The sequence below is a fragment of the Novosphingobium sp. P6W genome (assembly GCF_000876675.2).
GTDB lineage: Bacteria > Pseudomonadota > Alphaproteobacteria > Sphingomonadales > Sphingomonadaceae > Novosphingobium.
In genome coordinates this window covers 1,534,926-1,555,518 of the sequence record NZ_CP030352.1, presented here as the reverse complement: position 1 = coordinate 1,555,518, position 20,593 = coordinate 1,534,926, and the positions used below count along the sequence as shown (strand labels likewise).

The window sequence follows — 20,593 nt, the reverse complement described above, 5'->3', positions numbered from 1 at the left end:
AACCGGGCACTTTTATACGAGCGCGCCGTGGCAGTGCTTGTACTTGTTGCCCGACCCGCAAGGGCACGGCGCGTTCCGGCTGATCGGCAGGTCGGCAAACGGATTGCCTGCCTGCTCGCCGCCATCCTGGCTACCGGCATCCTGGTCGATGTACCCCTGCGGGCTGCCGGCAAGCGAGCCGAACAGCGCCGGGTTCAGCGAGGAACCATCGCCATCAGCGGAATTGTCGAGGCCGGTGAAGGGATCGATGTGCCCGGTCAGGAAGTCCGGCAGTTCAGGCAGCTGTGCCGGTTCGGGCATGCGCAGTTCGCTGACCGAGATGATGCGGGTTACGTCCTCGCGGATCGTTTCCAGCATGCGCTCGAACAGGCTGAAGGCTTCCTGCTTGTATTCGTTGATCGGCTGCTTCTGCGCATACGCGCGCAGGAACACCACCTGGCGCAGCGCGTCGAGCGTGGCGAGGTGTTCTTTCCAGTAGTGGTCGAGACGATCGAGCAGGATCGACTTTTCGACCTGGCGCCAGATCGCCGGGTCGTCCTGCGACATCTTCTCGTGCATCTGCGCATCGGCGATGTCCGAAATGCGCGTTTCGATCACTTCCGGGTCGATGCCGTCCTCTTCGACCCAGGCATCGATCGGCGCATCGACATTGAGAATGTCCTTCGCCTTTTCCTTGAGTTCTTCGATCTTCCAGTGCTCGGGATAGGAGCCGGGCGGGCAGGTATCGGCGATCAGGGCATTGATGGTGTCGTTACGCATGTCGACGACGACGTCGTCGACGGTCTCGGCGTCCATGATGTCCGAGCGCTGCTCGTAGATGACCTTGCGCTGGTCGTTCATCACGTCATCGTATTCGACGACCTGCTTGCGCACTTCGTAATTGCGCGCCTCGACCTTCTTCTGCGCGGTCTCGATGGCCTTGGACAGCCATTTGGAACCGATCGCCTCGCCGTCCGCAAGGTTGTTGTTCATCATCTTGGAGAACAGCGTGTCGGGGCCGAAGATGCGCAGGAGGTCGTCCTCCAGGCAAAGGTAGAACTTCGACAAGCCCGGATCGCCCTGACGGCCCGAACGGCCGCGCAGCTGGTTGTCGATGCGTCGGCTTTCGTGACGCTCGGTGCCGATCACACACAGGCCGCCAGCTTCGAGGACGAGGCGCTTCTGCTCACCGACCTCGGCCTTGATCTTGGCCACGGCGGCATCTCGCTCGGGACCTTCCGGCATGTCGCGCAGCTCGTCCTCGACGCGGAATTCCACGTTGCCGCCAAGCTGGATGTCGGTGCCGCGGCCCGCCATGTTAGTGGCGATCGTCACCGCGCCGAGCGAACCGGCCTGCGCAACGATATGCGCCTCCATTTCGTGGAAACGGGCGTTGAGGACCGAGTGCTTGACGCCTTCCTTGTTGAGGAAGTCCGACAGCAGTTCCGACTTCTCGATCGAAACCGTGCCGACAAGCACCGGCTGGCCGCTTTCGTATTTTGTGCGGATCAGCTTGGCGATGGCGGCGAACTTGTCCATCGTGTTCTTGTAGAACTCGTCCTCCTCGTCGACGCGCATGACGGCGACGTTGGTGGGAATGGTGACGACGTTCATCTTGTAGATGTCGTAGAATTCGCCCGCTTCGGTCGCGGCGGTGCCGGTCATGCCCGAAAGTTTGGGGTACATGCGGAAATAGTTCTGGAAGGTGATCGAGGCGAGGGTCTGGTTCTCGGGCTCGATGTTGACGCCTTCCTTGGCTTCCACCGCCTGGTGTAGGCCGTTCGACCAGCGGCGGCCGTCCATCATGCGTCCGGTGAACTCGTCGATGATGACGACCTTGTCGTCCTTGACGATGTAGTCCGTATCGCGCTTGAACATCACCACGGCCTTGAGCGCCTGGTCGAGATGGTGAACGACCTGGGTATTCTCGACGTCGTAAAGGTTCGAGCCTTCGAGGTGGCCGGCGGCTTCGAGCATACGCTCGGCCTTTTCCACGCCGTCCTCGGTCAGGCTGATGTTCTTGGTCTTCTCGTCCGCCTCGTAATCCTCGGGGACTAGCTGCTTCACGATGGCGTCGACCTGGACGTAAAGCTCGCTCTTGTCGTCGGTAGGGCCGGAGATGATGAGCGGGGTGCGGGCCTCGTCGATCAGGATCGAATCGACCTCGTCGACGATCGCGTAGTTGAAGGGGCGCTGCACCATCTGGCTGCGCTCATGCTTCATATTGTCGCGAAGGTAGTCGAAGCCGAATTCGTTGTTGGTGCCGTAAGTGATGTCGGCGCCATAAGCCTCGCGGCGCTCGAACTCGTTGAGGTTGGGCACGATCACGCCGACGGTGAGGCCAAGGAACCCGTGGACGCGCTCCATCTGCTCGGCATCGCGGCGGGCGAGATAGTCGTTCACGGTGACGACGTGGACGCCCTTGCCTTCCAGCGCATTGAGGTAGGTGGCAGTGGTGGCCACCAGGGTCTTGCCCTCACCCGTGCGCATCTCGGCGATTTCGCCGCGGTGCAGGACCATGCCGCCGATCAGCTGCACGTCAAAGTGGCGCATGCCGAACACGCGGCGCGAGGTTTCGCGCACGGTGGCGAACGCTTCGGGCAAGAGGTCGTCGAGGGTCGAGCCGTTCGCAAGCATCTCGCGGAACTTGGCGGTCTGGGCAGAAAGCTCCTCGTCGCTGAGGGCTTCGATTGCCGGTTCGAAGGCATTGATCTGCGCGACGACCTTGTCGAGCGACTTGACGTAACGCTCGTTGGACGAGCCGAAGATGGACTTGACGAGTGCGCCGAGCATGGCGGGAAATCCCTGTTTTTCGTGAATGCGTAAAATCGAAATTGCGCGCAGCCGGGGCATGGCCCGGGCGCGTCAAAAGCTCGCGAGAAAGCGAAGAGTTGCAGACGGCGCGCGTTATTCGCGCGCGCGGTCTATCCCTGTAAGGACTGTCGCCACCGCGATCTGAACCGGCGCGGCCATACGCGGCGGGGCATGGAGCCGGGTATTGCGCAGGCCCGGTTCGGGCAATTGCGCCAATGCGGCGGGCGCGCGGGGCGCCTTGATCGCGGAAACTTCGCGCAGTGCCGTCACCTGCACACTCGCCACCCGCGACGCACACGCGTCGGCAGGGCCGATCTGCGCGGCAAGGCCCGTCAGCAGGGCAAGCAGGGTCAAGAGCAGGCGATGTGCCATGACAGAGCAGATAAGGGCGACGATGCAGCCTGTCCACCGGCAACATCGCGGGGAGCGCCGAAAGACGCGGGCTACGCTTACCGCATGTTTACCTTGTTGCAGCTAGACCCCGTGCATGAACCCGGCGACAACCGACAGACCTAAAGGCCCCGGGCGGCTTGTCCTGCTCGACGGGCTGCGCGGCGTCGCCGCGATCGGCGTGGTACTGTTCCATGCCCAGTTGAGCGGCGCCGGCCACGCCTTCTCGCGAGGGTATCTGTTCGTCGACTTGTTTTTCCTGCTGTCAGGTTTCGTGCTGACGTTGGCCTTCGAGACGCGTTTCGCCGGGGGGCTGGCGGCAACGCCCTTCCTGCGCCAGCGGCTGCGCCGATTTCTGCCGATGATCGCGGCGGGCGCTGCGATGGGGTTTCTGGCGCTACTGGGGCGCGATTATCCCCTTGTCGCCTGCGTTCTGGCCCTGGTAGTGTCGGCCGCGATGATCCCGTTGCCTATGGCGACGATTTTCCCGCTTAACCCGCCGCAATGGTCGCTGATGGTCGAGCTGATCGCCAATGCCGTCCATGCCCGCTGGCTTCACCGCATGACGAGCGCACAATTGCTGGCATTGGCCTGTGCCTGCGCGCTGGGAATGGCGGCGATGATGGCGCGCGCCGGAGACGGTAATCTGGGCGCGGGGATCGCACAATTGCCGGCAGGACTGCTGCGGGCGGGCTGGTCCTATACGCTGGGCATCGTCCTTGCCCGCATCTGGCGCGAACGCCGGCCAGCACCGCTGCTGGACTGGCGCATCGCCCTGCTGCTGCCAGTGCCTGTCGTGATGGCGCTCCCGTTCCTGCCGCTTGTCGCCTGGGGCGGCGATGTCATCGTCATCACCGTGGTTTTCCCTGCACTGTTCTGGATCGCCGCCAGCGCCGTTCCGACGCAATCGGGAGAGCGCATCCTGGAAACGCTCGGGGCGATTTCCTTCCCGCTATACGCCGTACATTTCCCGATCCTGCTGGCGGCAGACCGGTTTGGCGGCGGCGAGCCGGGACGCGTCGTCGGCATCTTCGCGGCGATCGCCGTTGCCGCTATCCTCGCCCGCGCCATCTCGCAGCGGGCGAGCGCACGAAGGCCCTTACCGGTTCCACTCGCCGACGCTTGACCTGTCATAACCATGCGCTAGTCGCTTGGACCATGGCCTACCCCGTCTCCCCGCTCGCCTCGCCCTTCCCCGCCCTGCCCGCGATCGCGGGGGTGACGCCGCACGTCGTGCGCGCCGGTTACAAGGACTGGGGCCGCTGCGACCTCACCTATGTCACGTTCGAGGAAGGCACCGCCGTCGCGGGCGTCTTCACGAAAAACCTGTGCTGTTCGAGCGAGGTCGAACTGGGCCGCGACAACGTGGTGCAAGGCCGTGCCCGTGCACTGGTGGTCAATGCCGGAAATTCCAACGCCTTCACCGGCTACCGCGGCCGCGAAGCGGTGGAACAGATCATGGATCAGGTCGCCGCCCACATCGGCTGCGCGCGTGAGCAGGTGTTCGTCTCGTCCACCGGCGTGATCGGCGTGCCGCTGCCCAAGGACAAGGCGCGCGAAGGCGTTGAAAAGGCGCTCACCGCCCAGCCCTGCACCTGGGAAGACGCCGCCAACACCATCGCCACAACCGACACCTTCGCCAAGGGCGCTGCGGCAACGGCGATGATCGGCGACACCAAGGTCACGATCAGCGCCATCATCAAGGGCTCGGGCATGATCGCGCCCGACATGGCGACGATGCTGGGCTACCTGTTCACTGACGCAGCGGTGGAGCCGGCGTTCCTGCAGGCCTGCCTCTCCGCCGCGAACCTGCGCACGTTCTCCTGCATCACCGTCGATTCGGACACCTCGACCAGCGACACCGTGCTCGCCTTTGCCACTGGCAAGGCAGGCAACGCCCCGCTCACCTCGTTCCAGAGCGACGGCGCCCATGCTTTCGCCGCCGCCGTCCATGACGCGTGCCGCCAGCTTGCCCACCTCGTCGTGCGCGACGGCGAGGGCGCGCAAAAGTTCATCGCAGTCGCCGTCACCGGCGCCGTCTCGGACGAGAGCGCCCGCAAGGTCGGCATGGCCATCGCCAACTCGCCGCTGGTCAAGACCGCCATCGCGGGCGAGGACGCCAACTGGGGCCGCGTCGTCATGGCCGTGGGCAAGGCAGGCGAACCGGCGGACCGCGACAAGCTCTCGATCGGCTTCGGCGGCACTTGGGCTGCACGCGAAGGTCTGCCGCTGCCCGACTACGACGAGGCTCCTGTCGCCGCGCACCTCAAGGGCCACGACATCTCGATCGAGGTCGACCTGGGCCTTGGCGATGGCAGCGCCACCGTGTGGACCTGCGACCTGACGCACGGCTACATCTCGATCAATGCTGATTACCGGAGCTGACATGGCCTCTCCCATATTCACGCTCTGGGGGCGACTGAACTCCCACAACGTCAAGAAGATCGCCTGGTTCGCCGAGGAACTGGGCCTCAACTACGTGCGTAACGATATCGGCGGCCAATTCGGCTATACCGACGACTATCTCGCCAAGAACCCCAATGGCCTGATCCCAATGATCGAGGACGGCAAGGTGGTGCTGTGGGAATCGAACGCGATCCTGCGCTACATGGCAGCCGAATACGGCGGCGAGCGCTGGTTCCCGCGCGATCCCATCGACCGCGCACTGGCCGACCGCTGGATGGATTGGCAATTCACTTATGCCGAGGCGCAGCGCGTGCCGTTCCTCAGCCATGCCCGCACCCCGCGCGAAGACTGGGACCAGGAAGCCATCGCCCGTAATGTGGCAACCTGCGCCCGCCAGATGACGGTGCTGGACAAGTACCTTTCGGAAAAACCATGGCTGTCGGGTGACACCTTCGGCATCGGCGACATCCCCATGGGCGTCTACGCCTACACCTGGTTCAGCCTGCCTTTCGAAAAGCCCGAGTTCGCCGCCGTGGCCGACTGGTACACGCGGCTGTGCAAGCGCCCCGGCTTCGCCGCCCAAGTGATGATCCCGCTGACGTGATAATGCCCCCCCTCCACGCCGCCGTGGAAGCCATCATGCGCGAGGCCAGCGAGCGTGCGATCCTGCCGCACTACCAGTCGCTTGCCGCCAGCGAGATCGACAACAAGGCGGCGGACGACGTCGTCACCATTGCCGACCGCGAAGCCGAAGCCCTGCTGACCGAGCGCCTTTCCGCCCTGCTGCCAGAAGCAGCGGTAGTCGGCGAAGAAGCCGTGTTCGAGGACGCCTCGGTGATGGAGCGCCTGAAGGACGGCCTGTGCTGGATCGTCGATCCGGTGGATGGCACCAATAACTTCGCCGCCGGCAAGCCGCCTTTCGGCGTGATCGTGGCGCTGGCTGACCGGGGCGAAATCCTCGGCGGCTGGATTCTCGACTGCCTCAGCGGCCGGTTCTGCCATGCCGGCCTTGGCACCGGCGCCTGGATCGGCGGAGAGCGGATCACTGCCCGCACCACCGGCGAAACGCCGCCGGTAGCGGCCATCTCGACGATCTTCCTTGATGAAGGCGCGCGGGAGAAAGTGCTCACCCACATCGCCCCGCATTACCGCCTTGTCGACATCCCGCGCTGCGCCGCCGAACAGTACCCGCGCCTGCTGCTGGGCACCAACGACATATCGGTGTTCAACCGCACTCTGCCGTGGGACCACGCGGCGGGCGTGCTGCTGCTGAACGAGGCCGGCGGCAAGGCCGCCCGTCCCGACGGCAGCGCCTACCGCGCCGACGAATACGAGCGCCGCGATCTCATCGGCGCCTCCAGCCCGGCGCTGTGGGACGACTTCGCAAAGATCGTCGCTAAAATCGGCTGACGCCTACCCTCTCTGCGGATGAGGGCGTTCAAACCAAAGAAAAACTCCGCCGCATCGCTGCGACGGGGTTTTCAAATCCTTGGAAACTCAGCCGATCAAAGCTCGGCTTCGAGCCAGCCCTTGAGCGCGTTCTTGGGCGCTGCGCCCAGCTTCTGCGCAACCGGCTGACCGTCCTTGAACAGCACCAGCAGCGGGATCGACTTGACGCCGATCTGCGCCGGAACGCCGGTGTTGGCCATGATGTCCATCTTGGCGATGATCACCTTGTCGGCCAGTTCCTCGCCGATTTCTTCGAGAGCCGGGCCGATCATCTTGCACGGACCGCACCAGTCGGCCCAGAAATCCACGAGGACGGGCTTGTCGGACTTGAGGACGTCGTCCTCGAAGCTGGCGTCGGTAACGGCAATGGTGGACATCGAATAGCTCCTGGGAAATAGGTCGGGGGGAATAGGTTGATGCGCAATCTAGGGATGAAACGCGAGGACGCAACGCCGCGCGCATGAAAGCTTTACTCCCGAACGGTCAAGTCCGGCTTGTGCAAGGCCAGAACCTCGGCCGGAACCTCGATCAGCAGCGGCACGGCGGTGTAGAGCAGTGCCACCTCGACGTCGCGCCCCGGAAATGTCGCTTCCAGCGCGGCGGCATAGGCGCCCATCTGGCGCAGCACCCCTTTCGGCACCTTGTCCAGACTTTCGGGAGGACGGCGCGCGCTTTTGTAGTCGACAAGGCGGATGCGCGTCGGCTCGATCACAAGACGGTCGATCGTACCGGCAACCACCTGCCCGCCCACGACCGCCGCCACCGGCACTTCAGCAAGGCTGTCAGGCGCGAACAGGTCCGCCCACTCAGGATTGCCCAGCACGGCCATCGCGCTGGCCAGCATGCCCGCGCGGTCCTCGCCGCCAAGGTCCGCCGCGTGGCGCGCCAACCAGGCTGAACCGGCACTTTCGCGCGCATCAGGCGCCACTTCGGGCAAACGTTCGAGCAGTTTGTGCACCAGCGTACCGCGCCGGGCGGCATCGCGCCCCGCTCCCGGCGGAAACGGCGGATCGGGCGCGTCTTCCTCGCCCAGCGCGGAAGGGGCCAGCGGGCGCGGCGGGCGCGGTTCAGCGGGGGGGCCACGCTCCAGCCAGACCGGCAGCGGATCGCGTAAGTCGAGCTGCGCCGCAGCCGCCTTCACCGCAACCGGCGCCGCCAGCCCGCCATGCTCGCAGCGCGCCCCCCATATCGGATCGGCAACCTCGGCCCCGTCAGGAAACACATCGCGCAGACGCGCATACCAGCTTTTCGAGCTAGGCCCCTCGCGGTCCTTCGGCCCCAATGCGCCGCCCACGAACAGCGCTTCCTCGGCGCGCGTCATCGCGACGTAGAGAAGCCGCCAGTGCTCTTGCTCATCAGCGCTACGGGCATCCTCGATATGCGCGGCGATGCGGCCCTGCTTCTCATCCTTGGAGAGCGGCGGCAAGGGGATCGCGCGCGCCTCGTTAGCCGGATCAGGCAAGTCCATGCCGCGTTCGCGCGCGTTGTCTGGATTGCTGGTGGCATCGGCCAGGATCACGATCGGCGCCTGCAGGCCCTTTGAGCCATGCACCGTCATCACCCGCACCAGACCCGCGGCATTGTCCGCCTCGCGCTTCAGTTCGCCGTCACCGGCATCGAACCACGCAAGAAAGCCCGCAAGGCTGGGCGTATCAGTGACGACATAGGCCTTCGCGGCATTGAGCAATTCGTCGATCGGATCGTTCGCCTCGGTGCCCAGCCGCGCGACCAGCCGCCGCCGCCCCTGCCACGGGCCGACCAGCAGCCAGTGCAGCAAATCCTGCGGCGGATTGAAATCGGCGCGCCCGAGCAGATCGACCAGCTGTGCCATGACCGCAGCCACTTCAGGCTCGCGCGAGCGGCGCAAATGCTCCCACAAAGCCGTATACTTCGGGCGATAGGCATGGGCCAGAAGCTGCTCCTGACTCCACCCCACCAGCGGCGAGACCAGCAACCCGGCAAGGTTGAGATCGTCGAGCGGCTGCACTGCGAAACGCAGCGCCGCAACCAGATCCTTGACCGCAAGCGGCGCCCCCAGGCGCAGGCGGTCGACGCCCGCAACCGGCACCCCAGCCGCATGAAGCCGCGCCACGATCAGCCCCGCCAGTTCCTTGCGCTGGCGCACCAGAACCATGATATCGCCCGCCCCAGCGCGGCGCGGCGTACCCTTGACCAGCGTCAGGCCGGGACCGTGCGGATCGAGCCATTCCCGGAGCTGAAGCGCGATGCGCTCGGCCATCTGACGGTCGGGGCGCGACAGCCAGTTCGGCGCGGTCCCGTCCTCACCATCTTCCTCGCCGGCGCCCTCGTCCTCGCCATCCGAGGCATCGCTGACCGGCCGCCACAGCGCGACGTAGCCCTTGCGGTCCTGCCCTTCGTGCCGTCCGGGCGGGGCATCCAGCCCAAAGTTTGCGTGACCGATGCCGACGATCGCTTCGTCTACGAAATCCAGCACCGTCTGGGCGGTACGGAAGGAACGGTCCAGCCCGAGTTCCAGCAGATTGCGCGGCGAAAAATTGCTGCGCAGCATCTGCGCGTTGTGCGCTGCTTCGCCCATCTCACGCCGCACGCGGTCTGCGGCGCGGCGAAAGTTTTCGGGGCTGGTGCCCTGAAAGCGGAAGATCGCCTGCTTGTAATCGCCCACAACGAACAGCGTCCGCATCAGTTCGCCGGGACGGCCATCCCCGCGCCCCTCATGCTGGCCAAGCCCGGCCCAGAACTCGCCCGCCATGGCGAAGATGATGTCCCACTGCGCAGCATTGGTATCCTGCGCCTCGTCGACGAGGATATGGTCGAAGCGCCGGTCCAGCTTGTAGCGGATCCAGTCTGCCTGCCCCCGGTTGCCCAGAAGGTCGGCGGCGCGGCGGATCTGATCGTCAAAATCGATCAGCCCCTCGCGCTGCTTCGCCTCGTCCCAGGCGATCGCGAAAGCCCGGCCCAGGCGCAGCGCCGGGACTAGCCGGTCGGCAAGGTCAAGCAGACCCCGCGCTCTGCGGATCGCCTCGATACGCTCGACCACGCGGGCGCAATATTCACCGTAGGCAGGGTCGATCTTTTCCTGAGACTTGCTCGCCTTGGGCTCACCTTTCTGCGTCAGGAACACGCCGGTCAGCGCGTCCAGCCCGGCCAGTCGCTGCGCGCCGTCGCCCAGCAGCCATTCGCTGATCGTATCGACCGCGCCCAGTCCGGTCTTGGTGCCCCATTCGTGGTTTACCTCCATGCAGCGGCGCAGCGATATGGCGTCGAATTCAGCATCGGCGCATTGCCCGGCAAGCCAGTCACGGTCCGCCTCGGGCGACAGGCCGACCAGCCGCAGCACATTGGCGCGCATGTCGCCCGCCTGCCAGCCGCCCGGTCCGAACCATGCCGAACGCGCAGAGGCACAGCGCAGCAGGAAACCGAGCACGGCGTCAGGCCCATGCCGCAGAGAAAGCCCTTCCACCGCGCGCAGCAACGCCGGGTCGCCCAGCGGATCGTCCTGCGCATTCACCAGCAGATCCGCCAGCACCTGCCGGGCCAGCAGTTCGCGCTCGCGCTCCTCCATCGGGCGGCTGCCGGGAATGAGATCGGCTTCCTGCGGGAACGTCGCCAGCAGCCACTGCGAGAAGGCATGGATCGTGTCGATCCGCAGCCCCCCGCCCGGACTGTCCAGCACCGAGGCGAAAAGCGTGCGCGCCCGCGCCTTGCTTTCTGCGCTGGCGGTCGCCCCGATAGCAGCCAGCCGCATCCCCAGCGCGGTGTCGTCCAGCCGTACCCATTCGGCCAAAGTGCCGTTGATGCGCGCAGCCATTTCGGTCGCGCCCGCCTTGGTGAAAGTGAGGCACAGGACCTGCGAAGGCTCGACGTTGGGTTGCAGCAAAAGCCGCAGCACGCGCGAGGACAAAACCTGCGTTTTGCCCGTTCCCGCCGAGGCGGAAAGCCACACCGTTTCCTGCGGGTCGACCGCCAGCATCTGGTTGCCATGTAGCGGATGGACGGTTGCCGGGCCGCTCATGCTGCGTTCTCCCCGCCTTGCGCCGTGCTGCCGCCCAGCGTCGTGATCCACTCGTCAAGGCGCATCAACTGGTCGTAATCGGCATAGCTGCCCAATTCCGGGTTGAGCCGCGCGATGAAGGCTTCATCGCCCAAAATCCACCTGTCCAGCGCATCGTCGAGATAGCGCATCGTCTCCGGCAGGAAGTCCTCACGCGGGATGCCCGACTTCTTGCGACCCTCCAGCACGGGTTCGAATTCATAGCCCATGCTGCCGTCCTTGGCCTTCGCCATCGACCAGTATTCAAAGGCATTCGCCTTGCCCGAAACGCCCTCGAACCCGCCAGCCTCGGCGATCAGCGCGACAAGGCCGAGCTGCAGCGCAAAGCCTTCCTCCACGCGCCGCCCGGTCGGCGGCTGCCCGGTCTTATAGTCCACCACGGCAAGAGAGCCGTCCTCGGCCCGGTCCAGACGGTCGGCTCGGCCATGTATGCGGATATCGCGGTGCTGCATGTCGCCCCATGCCTCCACCGCAAGCACTTCGCGCCCGGCAGCCTTGGCCGCGATGATCTTGCGCTCGAACGTCTCCAGTGCGGCGGACAAGCGCGGCCACCACAGCACCCGCATCAGCGGATGTGCGTTCTGCTGCGTCAGTACATCCTGCGCGATGGCGTGCAGGCCGCCTTCAGGCTCACCCGCGCGGTGCCACAGTTCCATGATGAGGTGCGCAACTTCGCCCTTCCAGGCCGCGCTCGGCTCAGCATCAAGACCATCAAGAGTGCGCAGGGCCAGGATCGCGCTGGCGTAGAACTGATAGGGATCGCCGCGCAGGCGGTCCAGTCCGGTCACCGAAAGATCGACGCGCCGCTGCTCTGCCGAAGGGCTGGGCTCCGGACGCGGATGCGGGGGCACCGATGCAGCATCGTCGATCAGACGCGCCAGCCGCAGCGCGTCGCTCTCAAGGTGGCGCCCCAGCTGGTCGCCCAGCATCGCACGCACCCGTAGCACGAAGCGCGAGGGGATCACCGGGCCGCCCTCGTCCCGCTGCGCCCAGCTCAACACCACTTCGGGCGCGCCCAATGCTGCGGCCAGATCGTGCGCGGCAAGGCCAATGCGAAAGTCCGCGCCCGGCACTCCAAGGGAGCGCAGCACGGCCGGCGGCAGCAGCGAATCCTGCGCCGGGCTGGCCGGCCAGACACCTTCGACAAGCCCGCCGCAAATGACGAGATCGGCGCGGCTCATGCGCGCTTCGAGCAGGCCGTAGATCGAGACGCGCGGGTGCCCGCCCCAAGGTGGACGCACCGAGGCGCGGTCCATCGCATCGCGCAGCACAGCGTGAAGTTCGCGCGGGTCGAGCAGCGTTCCCGCAGCCCCAGCGGCATCGCGCAGTTCTTCGACGAAAGCGCCCAATGCGCGGCCATCCGCCCCGCTCCACACCGTTTCGCCGCACAGTGCCTCCGCAGCATCGGCCAGCATGCCGAGCAGCTTTTCCAGCGGCTCGGCATCGGTCAGCGCGAACAGCGGGGTCAGCAGCGTCTCCACCTCGGCCCACCAGTCGCCCAGCTTGGCCGCCTGCGCTTTGGCGGCAACCGGCGCGAGGCCGACACCGGGGCGCGGCCCCCGCAAAGCAAGGTCCAGCCGCCGCGCACTTTCCAGCCAACGCGGGCGGCGTTCGCCTGCGCCCGCCAGTGGATGGACCAGGAGCGCGATCAACGGGACCGGCGCGGCCTGCTCGGCCACCACTTCCGCCAGCAGCAACATGAGCCGTCCGGCGGCGGTCTGCGGCAGGGGCCGGCCGGCGGTGTCGTCGGCCGCGATGCCCCAGCGTTCCAGATGCGCCACGACGCGCGCGGCAAGGCCCCGGTCGGGCGAGATCAGGGCGACACGGCGCTCGGGCGTTTCTAGTGCCTCGCGCATCAGCACCGCGATGGCCTGCGCTTCCTCGCCGGGGTGAGTGCTTTCCATCAGCCGCACGCCGGAAAGGCGCCGATGTTCGGCAGGAAGATCTACCCACGCCGCAGATGCGCGCGGCGGCAGGAACAGATTGGAGATCACGCGGCGGCGCTCGGGCGGCGCGGCGGCGGGGCCGGAACGGTGCCAGGCCTGCACTTCGTCGCGCCGCAGATCCATGCGGTTCAGCAGCAGTTTCAGATGGTACTGCGGGTGCGTAACCGCATCGCCGCGGCCGAACGGCGGGTCGTCATACTGAGCCGGATTGCCCGCAGTGCCAAGTTCGTCCCAAACCTCCGCATCGAGTGACAGGTCGAGGTCGGGCAGGACGACGCTGCCCTGCTCCATCTCACTCACTACCCGCAGCAATTTCGCGAGGGCAGGCGATGCGCCCGTCACGCCCGCTGCCACCACGGGCCACGCAGGCGGGCTTTGCGCCCAGCGCGCTGCGGCGTGATCGAACAGGCGGTTGCGGCGTTCCGGCGCGTCGATTTCCCCGCGCGCGGCGAGTTCGGCGATCCAGTGCTGCTGCACCATCAGGAAGGTGCGGGTATTGTCGGTCCAGTGGCCAGCCATCTCGCCGACGATGCCGATCACGCGGTCGGACAGGAGGTCGATCGGGGCGATGCCCTCGGCCAGAAGGCGGTCCATCGTGCGCCCGATTTCCCAGGCACGGCGCAGCAATGCCGCGCCCTTTCCAGCCGCATCGCCTTCGACTTCGCGCAAGTAGTGAGCCAGCCGCAGCCAGCGCCGGGTCGGGTCCGCAGCGGGCGGAATATCCGCAGCGCCCAGCGGATCGAGCAGAGGGCCAAGCGTATCGTCCAGATCGAGATCGCCCACCACCACCATGCGCGGCAGCAGCAGGCCGGTGCCGGAGTGGCGCACGAACGCCTCGGTCATCGTGCGCACCGTGCGGCGGCTCGGCAGCAGCAGCGTCAGCCGCGCGAGACCGAGTTCGCCTTGCGTGTAACGCGGCACGAGGCCCGCTACCAAGGCATCGGCAAATCCGCGATGTGCAGCAATCGAGTAGACTTTAGGGCCACCTTTACCGATGGGCGCCCTCTCAGGCACGCGTCAGCCATTCCTCGGTGGGCTTGATCGCTGCGGGTTCCCCCACTTCGAACCACAGTCCCATATGCGAAACGCCGTAGAGGCGGCCTTCCTCGATAGCGCGGCTCCACAGCACATTGGTCGAGAATGGCCCTTCGGGCGCATCGCGCAGCAGACGCTTCGATACGAGCTGGATGCCGGTATAGATGAACGGCGCAACCCGGCCCGGACGGCGGCGGGTGACCTTGCCATTCGGATCGAGGTGGAAATCGCCCTCGCCCCGGTAATGGAAGGCGCGGGTATGTGGCACCACCAGCACCAGCGCGTCCATGCGCTCTGCATCCCATCCCTGCGACAGTTCGGCAAAGACGTCGCTGGGACCATCGAGCCAGATATTATCGCTGTTGAGGCAGAAGAACGGATCGGGCAGCAGCGAGGCCGCGCGCACCATGCCGCCGCCGGTCTCCAGCAACTGCTCGCGCTCATCAGACAGGGTGACCTGCGGCGCGGTCTTGCGGACCTTGAGGTGGCCTTCCAGCGCATCCGCCATGTAGTGGGCATTCACCACCGCATGTGCGATCCCGGCACTGCCAACCTTGTCCAGCGCATGGTCGATCAACGACTTGCCCGCCACGCGCACCAGCGGCTTGGGCTGGCTGGCAGTGAGCGGACGCATGCGCTTGCCCAGCCCGGCGGCCAGGATCATCGCCGTATCGCTGGCGAGCGGCTTTCCACTCATCGCTCGAAAGTGCCCCCGTCGGCATCGCGCAAGGCGGCCGGGATGTTCGCATCGAACCACGCCGCCATGGGCGCCAGCGCCGGATGCGCAAGGTCGCGCTCAAGCATGGCCCAGACGCGCGGGATCAGGTCAAGGTAGCGCGGCTTGCCGTCGCGGCGCCACAGGCGCACGAAGATGCCGATGATCTTGACGTTACGCTGCGCTCCAAGGCGCGCGTAATCGGCCAGGAACGTGTCGGCATCGGCGCCGGATTTGCGCACGTAATGATCGAACATCTGCGCCTCGAGTTCGGGCGAGACATCGCGGCGGGCGTCCTGAAGCAGCGAGACGAGGTCGTATGCCGGGTGCCCCACCAGCGCGTCCTGAAAATCAAGCAGGCCCTGCTTCTCCAGACTGCCGAGCAGCATGATGTTCTCTGCATGATAATCGCGCAGCACAGTAACGCCGTTCTGACGCTGGCGGCTAAGCAGTTCGCCCATGACCGACTCCCATGCGGAAACGAACCCGGCGACATCGACGTAAAGGTTCTGCGCGGTACAGTACCAATCGATGAACAGCCGCACCTCGCGCTGATACTCGCTCATCGAATAGTCGCGGAAAGGCCCCGGCGGCAGCTGGTGCAGCTTAGTCAGCGCATCGACGGCTGCGCCGTAGATCGCAGGCTCGTCGTCCGGCCACTGGTCGAGGTAGTCGCGCATGCGTGCGTCGCCGAAATCCTCGATCAGAACGAGGCCGCGCACTGCGTTCTCTGCCAGGATGTGCGGCGCGCGCATTCCGTTGGCGTCGAGCCAGTGCGCCGCACGCAGGTACGGTTCCGGGTCTTCGTTGGGCGGCGGCGCATCCATCAGCATGGCGGTTTCACCGCTGGCCTTGCGCACGCGGAAGTAGCGCCGGAACGAGGCGTCGCCGGGCAATGGCTCCACCTCGGCAGCCCCCCAACCAGCGGCGGCTAGGAAAGCGTCGACGCCGTCGGGCAGGGACGTGGCGGGCAAAGGGACAGTGTTCTGCGTCATCGTGGCATCCGCCCTAGCCAATCTGGCCCACCTTCGACAATGGCGATCCTGCCCTCTTCCGCAACTTCCAGCGTGATTGAAAGGCAGCCCAGCTCATGTGCGAAGCCGCCAGCGTGATCAGGCCACTCGGCGATGAGCGCGGCGCCGCTGCGGTAATCGTCGAGACCGATCTCCTGCGCCTCGTCCGGGTGCTTCAGGCGGTAGAAGTCGGCGTGGACCAGCGGTAGCCTCACACTGGGCGGATCGTAAGGCTCGATGATGGAGAAACTGGGCGACGGCACCTCGCCGTCATGGCCAAGTCCGGCGATGATCGAACGGGCAAGCGTGGTCTTGCCCGCGCCAAGCCCGCCAGTCAGCGCAACGACGTCTCCGGCGCGCAGCTCCTGCGCAATCGCGCGGCCAAGGCGGTCCATCGCGGCAAGATCTGGTAGCAGGATCATGGCAGTTCGATGATCGCGCTGGTGCCCTTGCCCGGCTCGGACGCGAGGCGCAGCGAACCGCCGTGGGCCTCCACCAACTGGCGGGCGAGCGGCAGGCCAAGGCCCTGCCGGCGGTCCACGCTTTTACCGTCGGCGCTCACCTTCATGCCATCAAGCGCGCGAGCGAGGCTGCGGCTGTCGAGCCCGGCGCCCTTGTCCTGCACCACGATCCGCACGACGTCCTCCCCCGCAGCCGACTTGCGGCGCGAGACATGGACGAGCACGCGGGCTCCGCGCGGCGAGGCGGCAATGGCATTGTCGACGATATGGCCGATGGCGCGCGCCAGTCGGCGGCGGTCGGCCACCAGCGGCCGCATCAGGCCGTTGGCCTGCAGGTCCAGCGTTAGCCCGGCCTTCTGGAGCCGCCCTGCCCGTTCTTCCACCACGGCGCGAACGAAGGGCATCGGGTCGATTTCCTCCAGCTTGAGCGGGAGCAGGCCCGCTTCGCTCTGCGAAAGGTCGAGCAGACTGTCGATATGTTCGCCCAGTTGCGCCGAAGCGCTGATGATCGAGCCGACATAGTCCTTGCCCGCATCACTGAGATCGCCCCCGAGGCCGATTTCCAGCATCTCGGCAAAGCCGCCGATCGAGGTCAGCGGCGTGCGCAGTTCCTTACTCATGTTGCCCAGGAAGCGGGTCTTGATCGCATCGGCCTCTATCAGGGCGGCGTTGCTTTCACGCAGGGCGTCCTCGGCCTTTTGCGAATCGGTAATGTCCAGCACCGCCAGCAGGCCATTGCCATCGGGCAGCGGCACCCCGGCAAACTCCAGCATCCGTCCGTCCGCCAGCGCAATGCGCCCGCCGGTCTGTGTGCGGTCGAGCGTGGCGGCGCGCACGACGTTGCCGACAGTCTCCGCCTCGACCGGGCGTTTAAGGCGCGAGGCGATCTTGCGCAGCAGCGCTTCGATATGCGGGTGTGTATCGAGAAACTCGTTCTCCAGCCCCCAGTCGGCGGCAAAGCGGCGGTTCCATATCTGCATCCGGCCATCGGGCGCGAAGACCGCGATCGATTCGAACAGGCTGTCGAACGTTGCAGTGCGGGTGCGCAGCAAGGTGTCGCGCATGGCGGAAAGTCGCAGCTGTTCGGTGCGATCCTCGACGATCAGCAGCAGGCCGCCATCGGGGACCGGCTGGGCGACGATGCGCAAATGCGTGCCGTCCGCCAGCGCCCACGGCTCCTCCTGCGTACTGCCGGCGGAGAACCATGCCGCCTTCTCGCGCCGCCATGCCGGAAAGTCGCGCGCCTCGGGCACGCGGCCGGCATCGCGCGCGGCATCGAGCAGGCGCTCGAACGCAGGCGGATCGACCAGGATGCGGCCATCCAGCTTGAATAGGCGCTGGAATGGCTGGTTGGCGAAGGTCAGGCGGCGCCTCGCGTCGAACTGGGCGACGCCGGCGGAAAGCTGGTCGAGCAGCGCGCGCTGCGCCTCGCGGAAGGCGCGGAAGGAACGCGACATTTCCTCCAGGTCTTCGATGTCCACCGCATAGCCCGCCACGCCGTCCTCTCCCAGCGGCAGGTCGCTGACGCGCAGGGCGCGGCGCTGGCCGTCGATGGTGGTGGAAACGATGCGCTCTATCGGAATGCCCTTTTCCATCGCCTGCCGGGCGACGTGTCCGGGGGCGATGCCGTCCACCGCCTCGATCAGCTCGGTACCCTTGGCGACCACCGCATCGGCGCTATCGGCGCCTACGGCAGCGACATAGGCGTGGTTGACCAGTTGCAATTCACCGTCCGGCCGGCGGAACCACATCGGCATCGGCGCCGCCTCGATCAACGAGACGAGCGCGTGGAAATCGCCGCGGGCGCGGGCCGCTTCATCACGCAGGCGGGTGAGTTCGGTCTCACTGTCGCTGAAGTCGAAGACCCAGACCATCGCCGCGCCGCCGGGGGACACCTGCGGGTCAGCAAGGTGGCCGCGCAGGGCCAGGCTGCGGCTCGATCCATGGGGCGTTGCCACCATGCGGAACGGGGCGGCGGTCTTCTGGCAGCGGCGCACCGCCTCGGTCAGTTCGGCCAGCTTCTCTGCGGGCAAGCCCTTTCCGTTTCCATCGAGTTCGGAGAGATATTGCGGCACCCCGTCCAGCCCCAGCCATTGACCAAGGCGCGGGCTCGCCTCGATCCGGCCGTCGGTGCGCACCAACAGCGGCAGCGCCGGAGACTCCTCGACCATGCGGCCAAGTCGGCGGGCGGAGCGAAGCTGGTGTTCGGCGCGGTTCTGGCGGGCGCGGGCGGCAAGCACGGCCCAAGCGGCAGCCATGGTCCAGCCGCCGAGAAGCAAGCCGATCAGAACGGGCAGGAAGCGGGAAAATTCCATTGCGCAAGGCTATGCTGCGCGCCGCCGGTGCTGACAATGGGGAATGGCGCGATTCCGGTAGATACGCGCGCCATAGTGACACGCGATGGACGTCCAAATCGCCCACCAGCGAAAGCGGGATTACACCTGAAGTAATCAAGCAGCTGCAAACTAACGTCGGGCCAACACGGAGAGCGTCCTTGCCGGGACGCGGTTATCTTAGTCCGCAGCCACTTGCAAATGGCCGGCTGAAAGCAGGCAGCCCGGCTCGGTTCGGTACACCCTCGTGCCTTTGTATTTCGGGCGAGGCAAATGCCGGCTTACCTACCCTATCTGGTCACTCTATAAGATATGTAAGGCGTTGCAGGCCGAATGCTGACACGAGGTTATGTGATCCAAAGCCCATTTTACTGCGTCCCAGAACATTCACCCGATGTCATCCGGTTGGAACAGGCGGTGGATGCCCGCCCGTTCCAACTTGGCTAAGGGGCCGGACCGCCCTTAGCGCAACAAATAAGCCGTGATCAGCCCGGAAGTCGGAGAGCTTACCACCAATTGCGCATCAGGCGTGATCGCCAGAAGGCCGGGTGTTCTTGCCGACCAGACCGCGGCATGGCTGGTAAGGTCGATCGCATAAACTCCGGCGTCGGTGCTGATGAACGCCAGCGTGTCGGTCAAAACGATATTGCCGATAAACTTCTCGCCTGCCGGCACGGGCCACGCCCATTTCACGCCGCCGGTCTCCTCGTCGATCGCATCGAATTCGGACGTCTGGTTGCTCGCGGCATAGACCATGCCTTTACCAACCGCCGGAATGACGGTGTACCCGCTTGCCGTCCGCCAGCGATGAGTTCCTTTGGCGATGTCGTAGCTGACCAAGGGGAAAGAAATCGAATATGTGCCCTGCCCATTGCCAGAATAGGCAACGACATGGTTTTCCGAACCGATCATCGGCGTGCCGCCGTAAGAATACCCATTCCATTGCCAGAATGGGTCGTCGATCGACTTGACGATGACGCCGGTCACCCTGTCGATCACATCCAGGTTGCCCGAATAGTAATACAGATACTTGGCATCAACCGCCGGGGCCTCGCCATCCCACGTGCTGCCACCCGATCCACTCGTCTGCCATGTCTTGGTGAATGCCTTCAAATCCAAGGCATAAACCTCGTTCCCGTAATACCCCGATGCGAGATAAGCGTTGTCATCATAGAGGGTTGGCGGAGCAAAGGTCGACCACTGAGAGGCGAAAATCAGGTTACGCTTGAACTGTCCATTCGCCGCATCGAGAATCACCAGCGGATTTTGACCCGATGATGTGAACATCGTAGCAAAAACTACATCGCTCGCAGAAAGCGCAGGGCCGCTCGCATTGGAGACATTGCCAAGGCTGTAGTGCCAGCGTTCGGCGCCTGAAGATGCGTCCAGCGCCACGGCCACGCTCGACCCGTCCGAAACCACCTTGGTCGCATAGATCGTTCCCGCTCTTGCCGCCACTTCCCGGAAAGCCTGAGTGGCTGAAGGCGCGTATTGCCATGCTCTGGCGATCTTTGCAGGATCGATTATCGCATGGACATAGCCGTTATGCGAAGGATTGCGCTGACGCGTCGTCCAATCGGAGAACTTCACGTCAAGCGTATATTCGAAGCTCTGGGTCGAACCGGGATACACCGTAGCGCACCCGGCCTCCTTGCAGAGTTTTAATGCGATCGTAGTCTTGTGAATTGCCGCCGGAAGGCCGCTGACGGTCTTGAAATTCGCGGTGAACTTGTTTCCCGACTGCACGATGCTCCCGTCAAGGGCAAGAAGCGATGTGTCGAAAGTGAGGACCGGCACCACAGAATCGGTAGAACTACCGGCATAAGTCGCATCAACAGTGAACGACGTAACGGAATCTACTTCAGTCGCAGCCTGGCTTGCAGCAGACGGGGCGAGCGTAACCGCCAGCGTCGGCACGACGGGAACCGGAGTATTGGGGGTAGAATCATCGGAATCCCCGCCGCAGCTACTTAAAATGATACAAGTAAAAACCGAAACAACCTTGCCCATTCCCAATTC

General features: G+C 65.3%; 14 protein-coding genes. 4 read left to right on the top strand and 10 right to left on the bottom strand.

The window, feature by feature from the left end:
- Positions 1-12: 12 nt before the first annotated feature.
- On the bottom strand, positions 13-2,772 hold the full coding sequence (secA, locus tag TQ38_RS07515; RefSeq protein WP_043975338.1) for a preprotein translocase subunit SecA: 2,760 nt from the start codon (positions 2,770-2,772) through the stop codon (positions 13-15).
- 114 nt (positions 2,773-2,886) lie between these two features.
- Positions 2,887-3,147: a hypothetical protein gene (locus tag TQ38_RS07510; protein WP_240197988.1), complete on the bottom strand. Its 261-nt coding sequence runs from the start codon at positions 3,145-3,147 to the stop codon at positions 2,887-2,889.
- A 133-nt stretch (positions 3,148-3,280) separates the two neighbouring features.
- Between TQ38_RS07510 and TQ38_RS07505 the strand changes: the two genes are divergently transcribed.
- The 4 genes from TQ38_RS07505 to TQ38_RS07490 are packed head-to-tail and all read left to right on the top strand — an operon-like array spanning position 3,281 to position 6,999.
- On the top strand, positions 3,281-4,309 hold the full coding sequence (locus TQ38_RS07505; protein ID WP_052505694.1) for an acyltransferase: 1,029 nt from the start codon (positions 3,281-3,283) through the stop codon (positions 4,307-4,309).
- 32 nt (positions 4,310-4,341) lie between these two features.
- Entirely contained in the window at positions 4,342-5,568 is a 1,227-nt protein-coding gene (argJ, locus tag TQ38_RS07500) for a bifunctional glutamate N-acetyltransferase/amino-acid acetyltransferase ArgJ (protein ID WP_043975342.1), read from the top strand.
- Between the two features lies 1 nt (position 5,569).
- Positions 5,570-6,193: a glutathione S-transferase family protein gene (locus TQ38_RS07495; RefSeq protein ID WP_043975343.1), complete on the top strand. Its 624-nt coding sequence runs from the start codon at positions 5,570-5,572 to the stop codon at positions 6,191-6,193.
- Entirely contained in the window at positions 6,190-6,999 is an 810-nt protein-coding gene (locus TQ38_RS07490; protein ID WP_082057674.1) for an inositol monophosphatase family protein, read from the top strand. Before TQ38_RS07495 ends, TQ38_RS07490 begins: the two co-directional genes overlap by 4 nt.
- A 95-nt stretch (positions 7,000-7,094) precedes the next feature.
- On the opposite strand, the gene trxA is transcribed toward TQ38_RS07490, so the two are convergent.
- The 8 genes from trxA to TQ38_RS07450 form a co-directional block, all read right to left on the bottom strand.
- Positions 7,095-7,415: a thioredoxin gene (trxA, locus tag TQ38_RS07485; RefSeq protein WP_043975345.1), complete on the bottom strand. Its 321-nt coding sequence runs from the start codon at positions 7,413-7,415 to the stop codon at positions 7,095-7,097.
- A 92-nt stretch (positions 7,416-7,507) separates the two neighbouring features.
- Positions 7,508-11,032 (bottom strand): double-strand break repair helicase AddA, encoded by a 3,525-nt coding sequence (gene addA, locus TQ38_RS07480; RefSeq protein WP_043975346.1) that lies wholly within the window; start codon positions 11,030-11,032, stop codon positions 7,508-7,510.
- On the bottom strand, positions 11,029-14,031 hold the full coding sequence (addB, locus tag TQ38_RS07475; RefSeq protein ID WP_043975347.1) for a double-strand break repair protein AddB: 3,003 nt from the start codon (positions 14,029-14,031) through the stop codon (positions 11,029-11,031). The genes addA and addB overlap by 4 nt, the downstream gene beginning before the upstream one ends.
- Complete coding sequence (locus TQ38_RS07470) at positions 14,024-14,749, bottom strand: nucleotidyltransferase family protein (protein WP_043975348.1); 726 nt, start codon at positions 14,747-14,749, stop codon at positions 14,024-14,026. Before TQ38_RS07470 ends, addB begins: the two co-directional genes overlap by 8 nt.
- Positions 14,746-15,762, bottom strand: a complete 1,017-nt coding sequence (locus TQ38_RS07465) for an aminoglycoside phosphotransferase family protein (RefSeq protein WP_043975349.1) — start codon at positions 15,760-15,762, stop codon at positions 14,746-14,748. The genes TQ38_RS07470 and TQ38_RS07465 overlap by 4 nt, the downstream gene beginning before the upstream one ends.
- Positions 15,759-16,202, bottom strand: a complete 444-nt coding sequence (gene tsaE, locus TQ38_RS07460) for a tRNA (adenosine(37)-N6)-threonylcarbamoyltransferase complex ATPase subunit type 1 TsaE (RefSeq protein ID WP_043975350.1) — start codon at positions 16,200-16,202, stop codon at positions 15,759-15,761. The genes TQ38_RS07465 and tsaE overlap by 4 nt, the downstream gene beginning before the upstream one ends.
- A complete protein-coding gene (locus TQ38_RS07455) occupies positions 16,199-18,556 on the bottom strand; it encodes a PAS domain-containing sensor histidine kinase (protein WP_043975351.1) in 2,358 nt (785 codons plus the stop codon). The genes tsaE and TQ38_RS07455 overlap by 4 nt, the downstream gene beginning before the upstream one ends.
- Positions 18,557-19,036: 480 nt before the next feature.
- Positions 19,037-20,584, bottom strand: a complete 1,548-nt coding sequence (locus tag TQ38_RS07450) for a PQQ-binding-like beta-propeller repeat protein (protein ID WP_162792218.1) — start codon at positions 20,582-20,584, stop codon at positions 19,037-19,039.
- Positions 20,585-20,593: the final 9 nt, after the last annotated feature.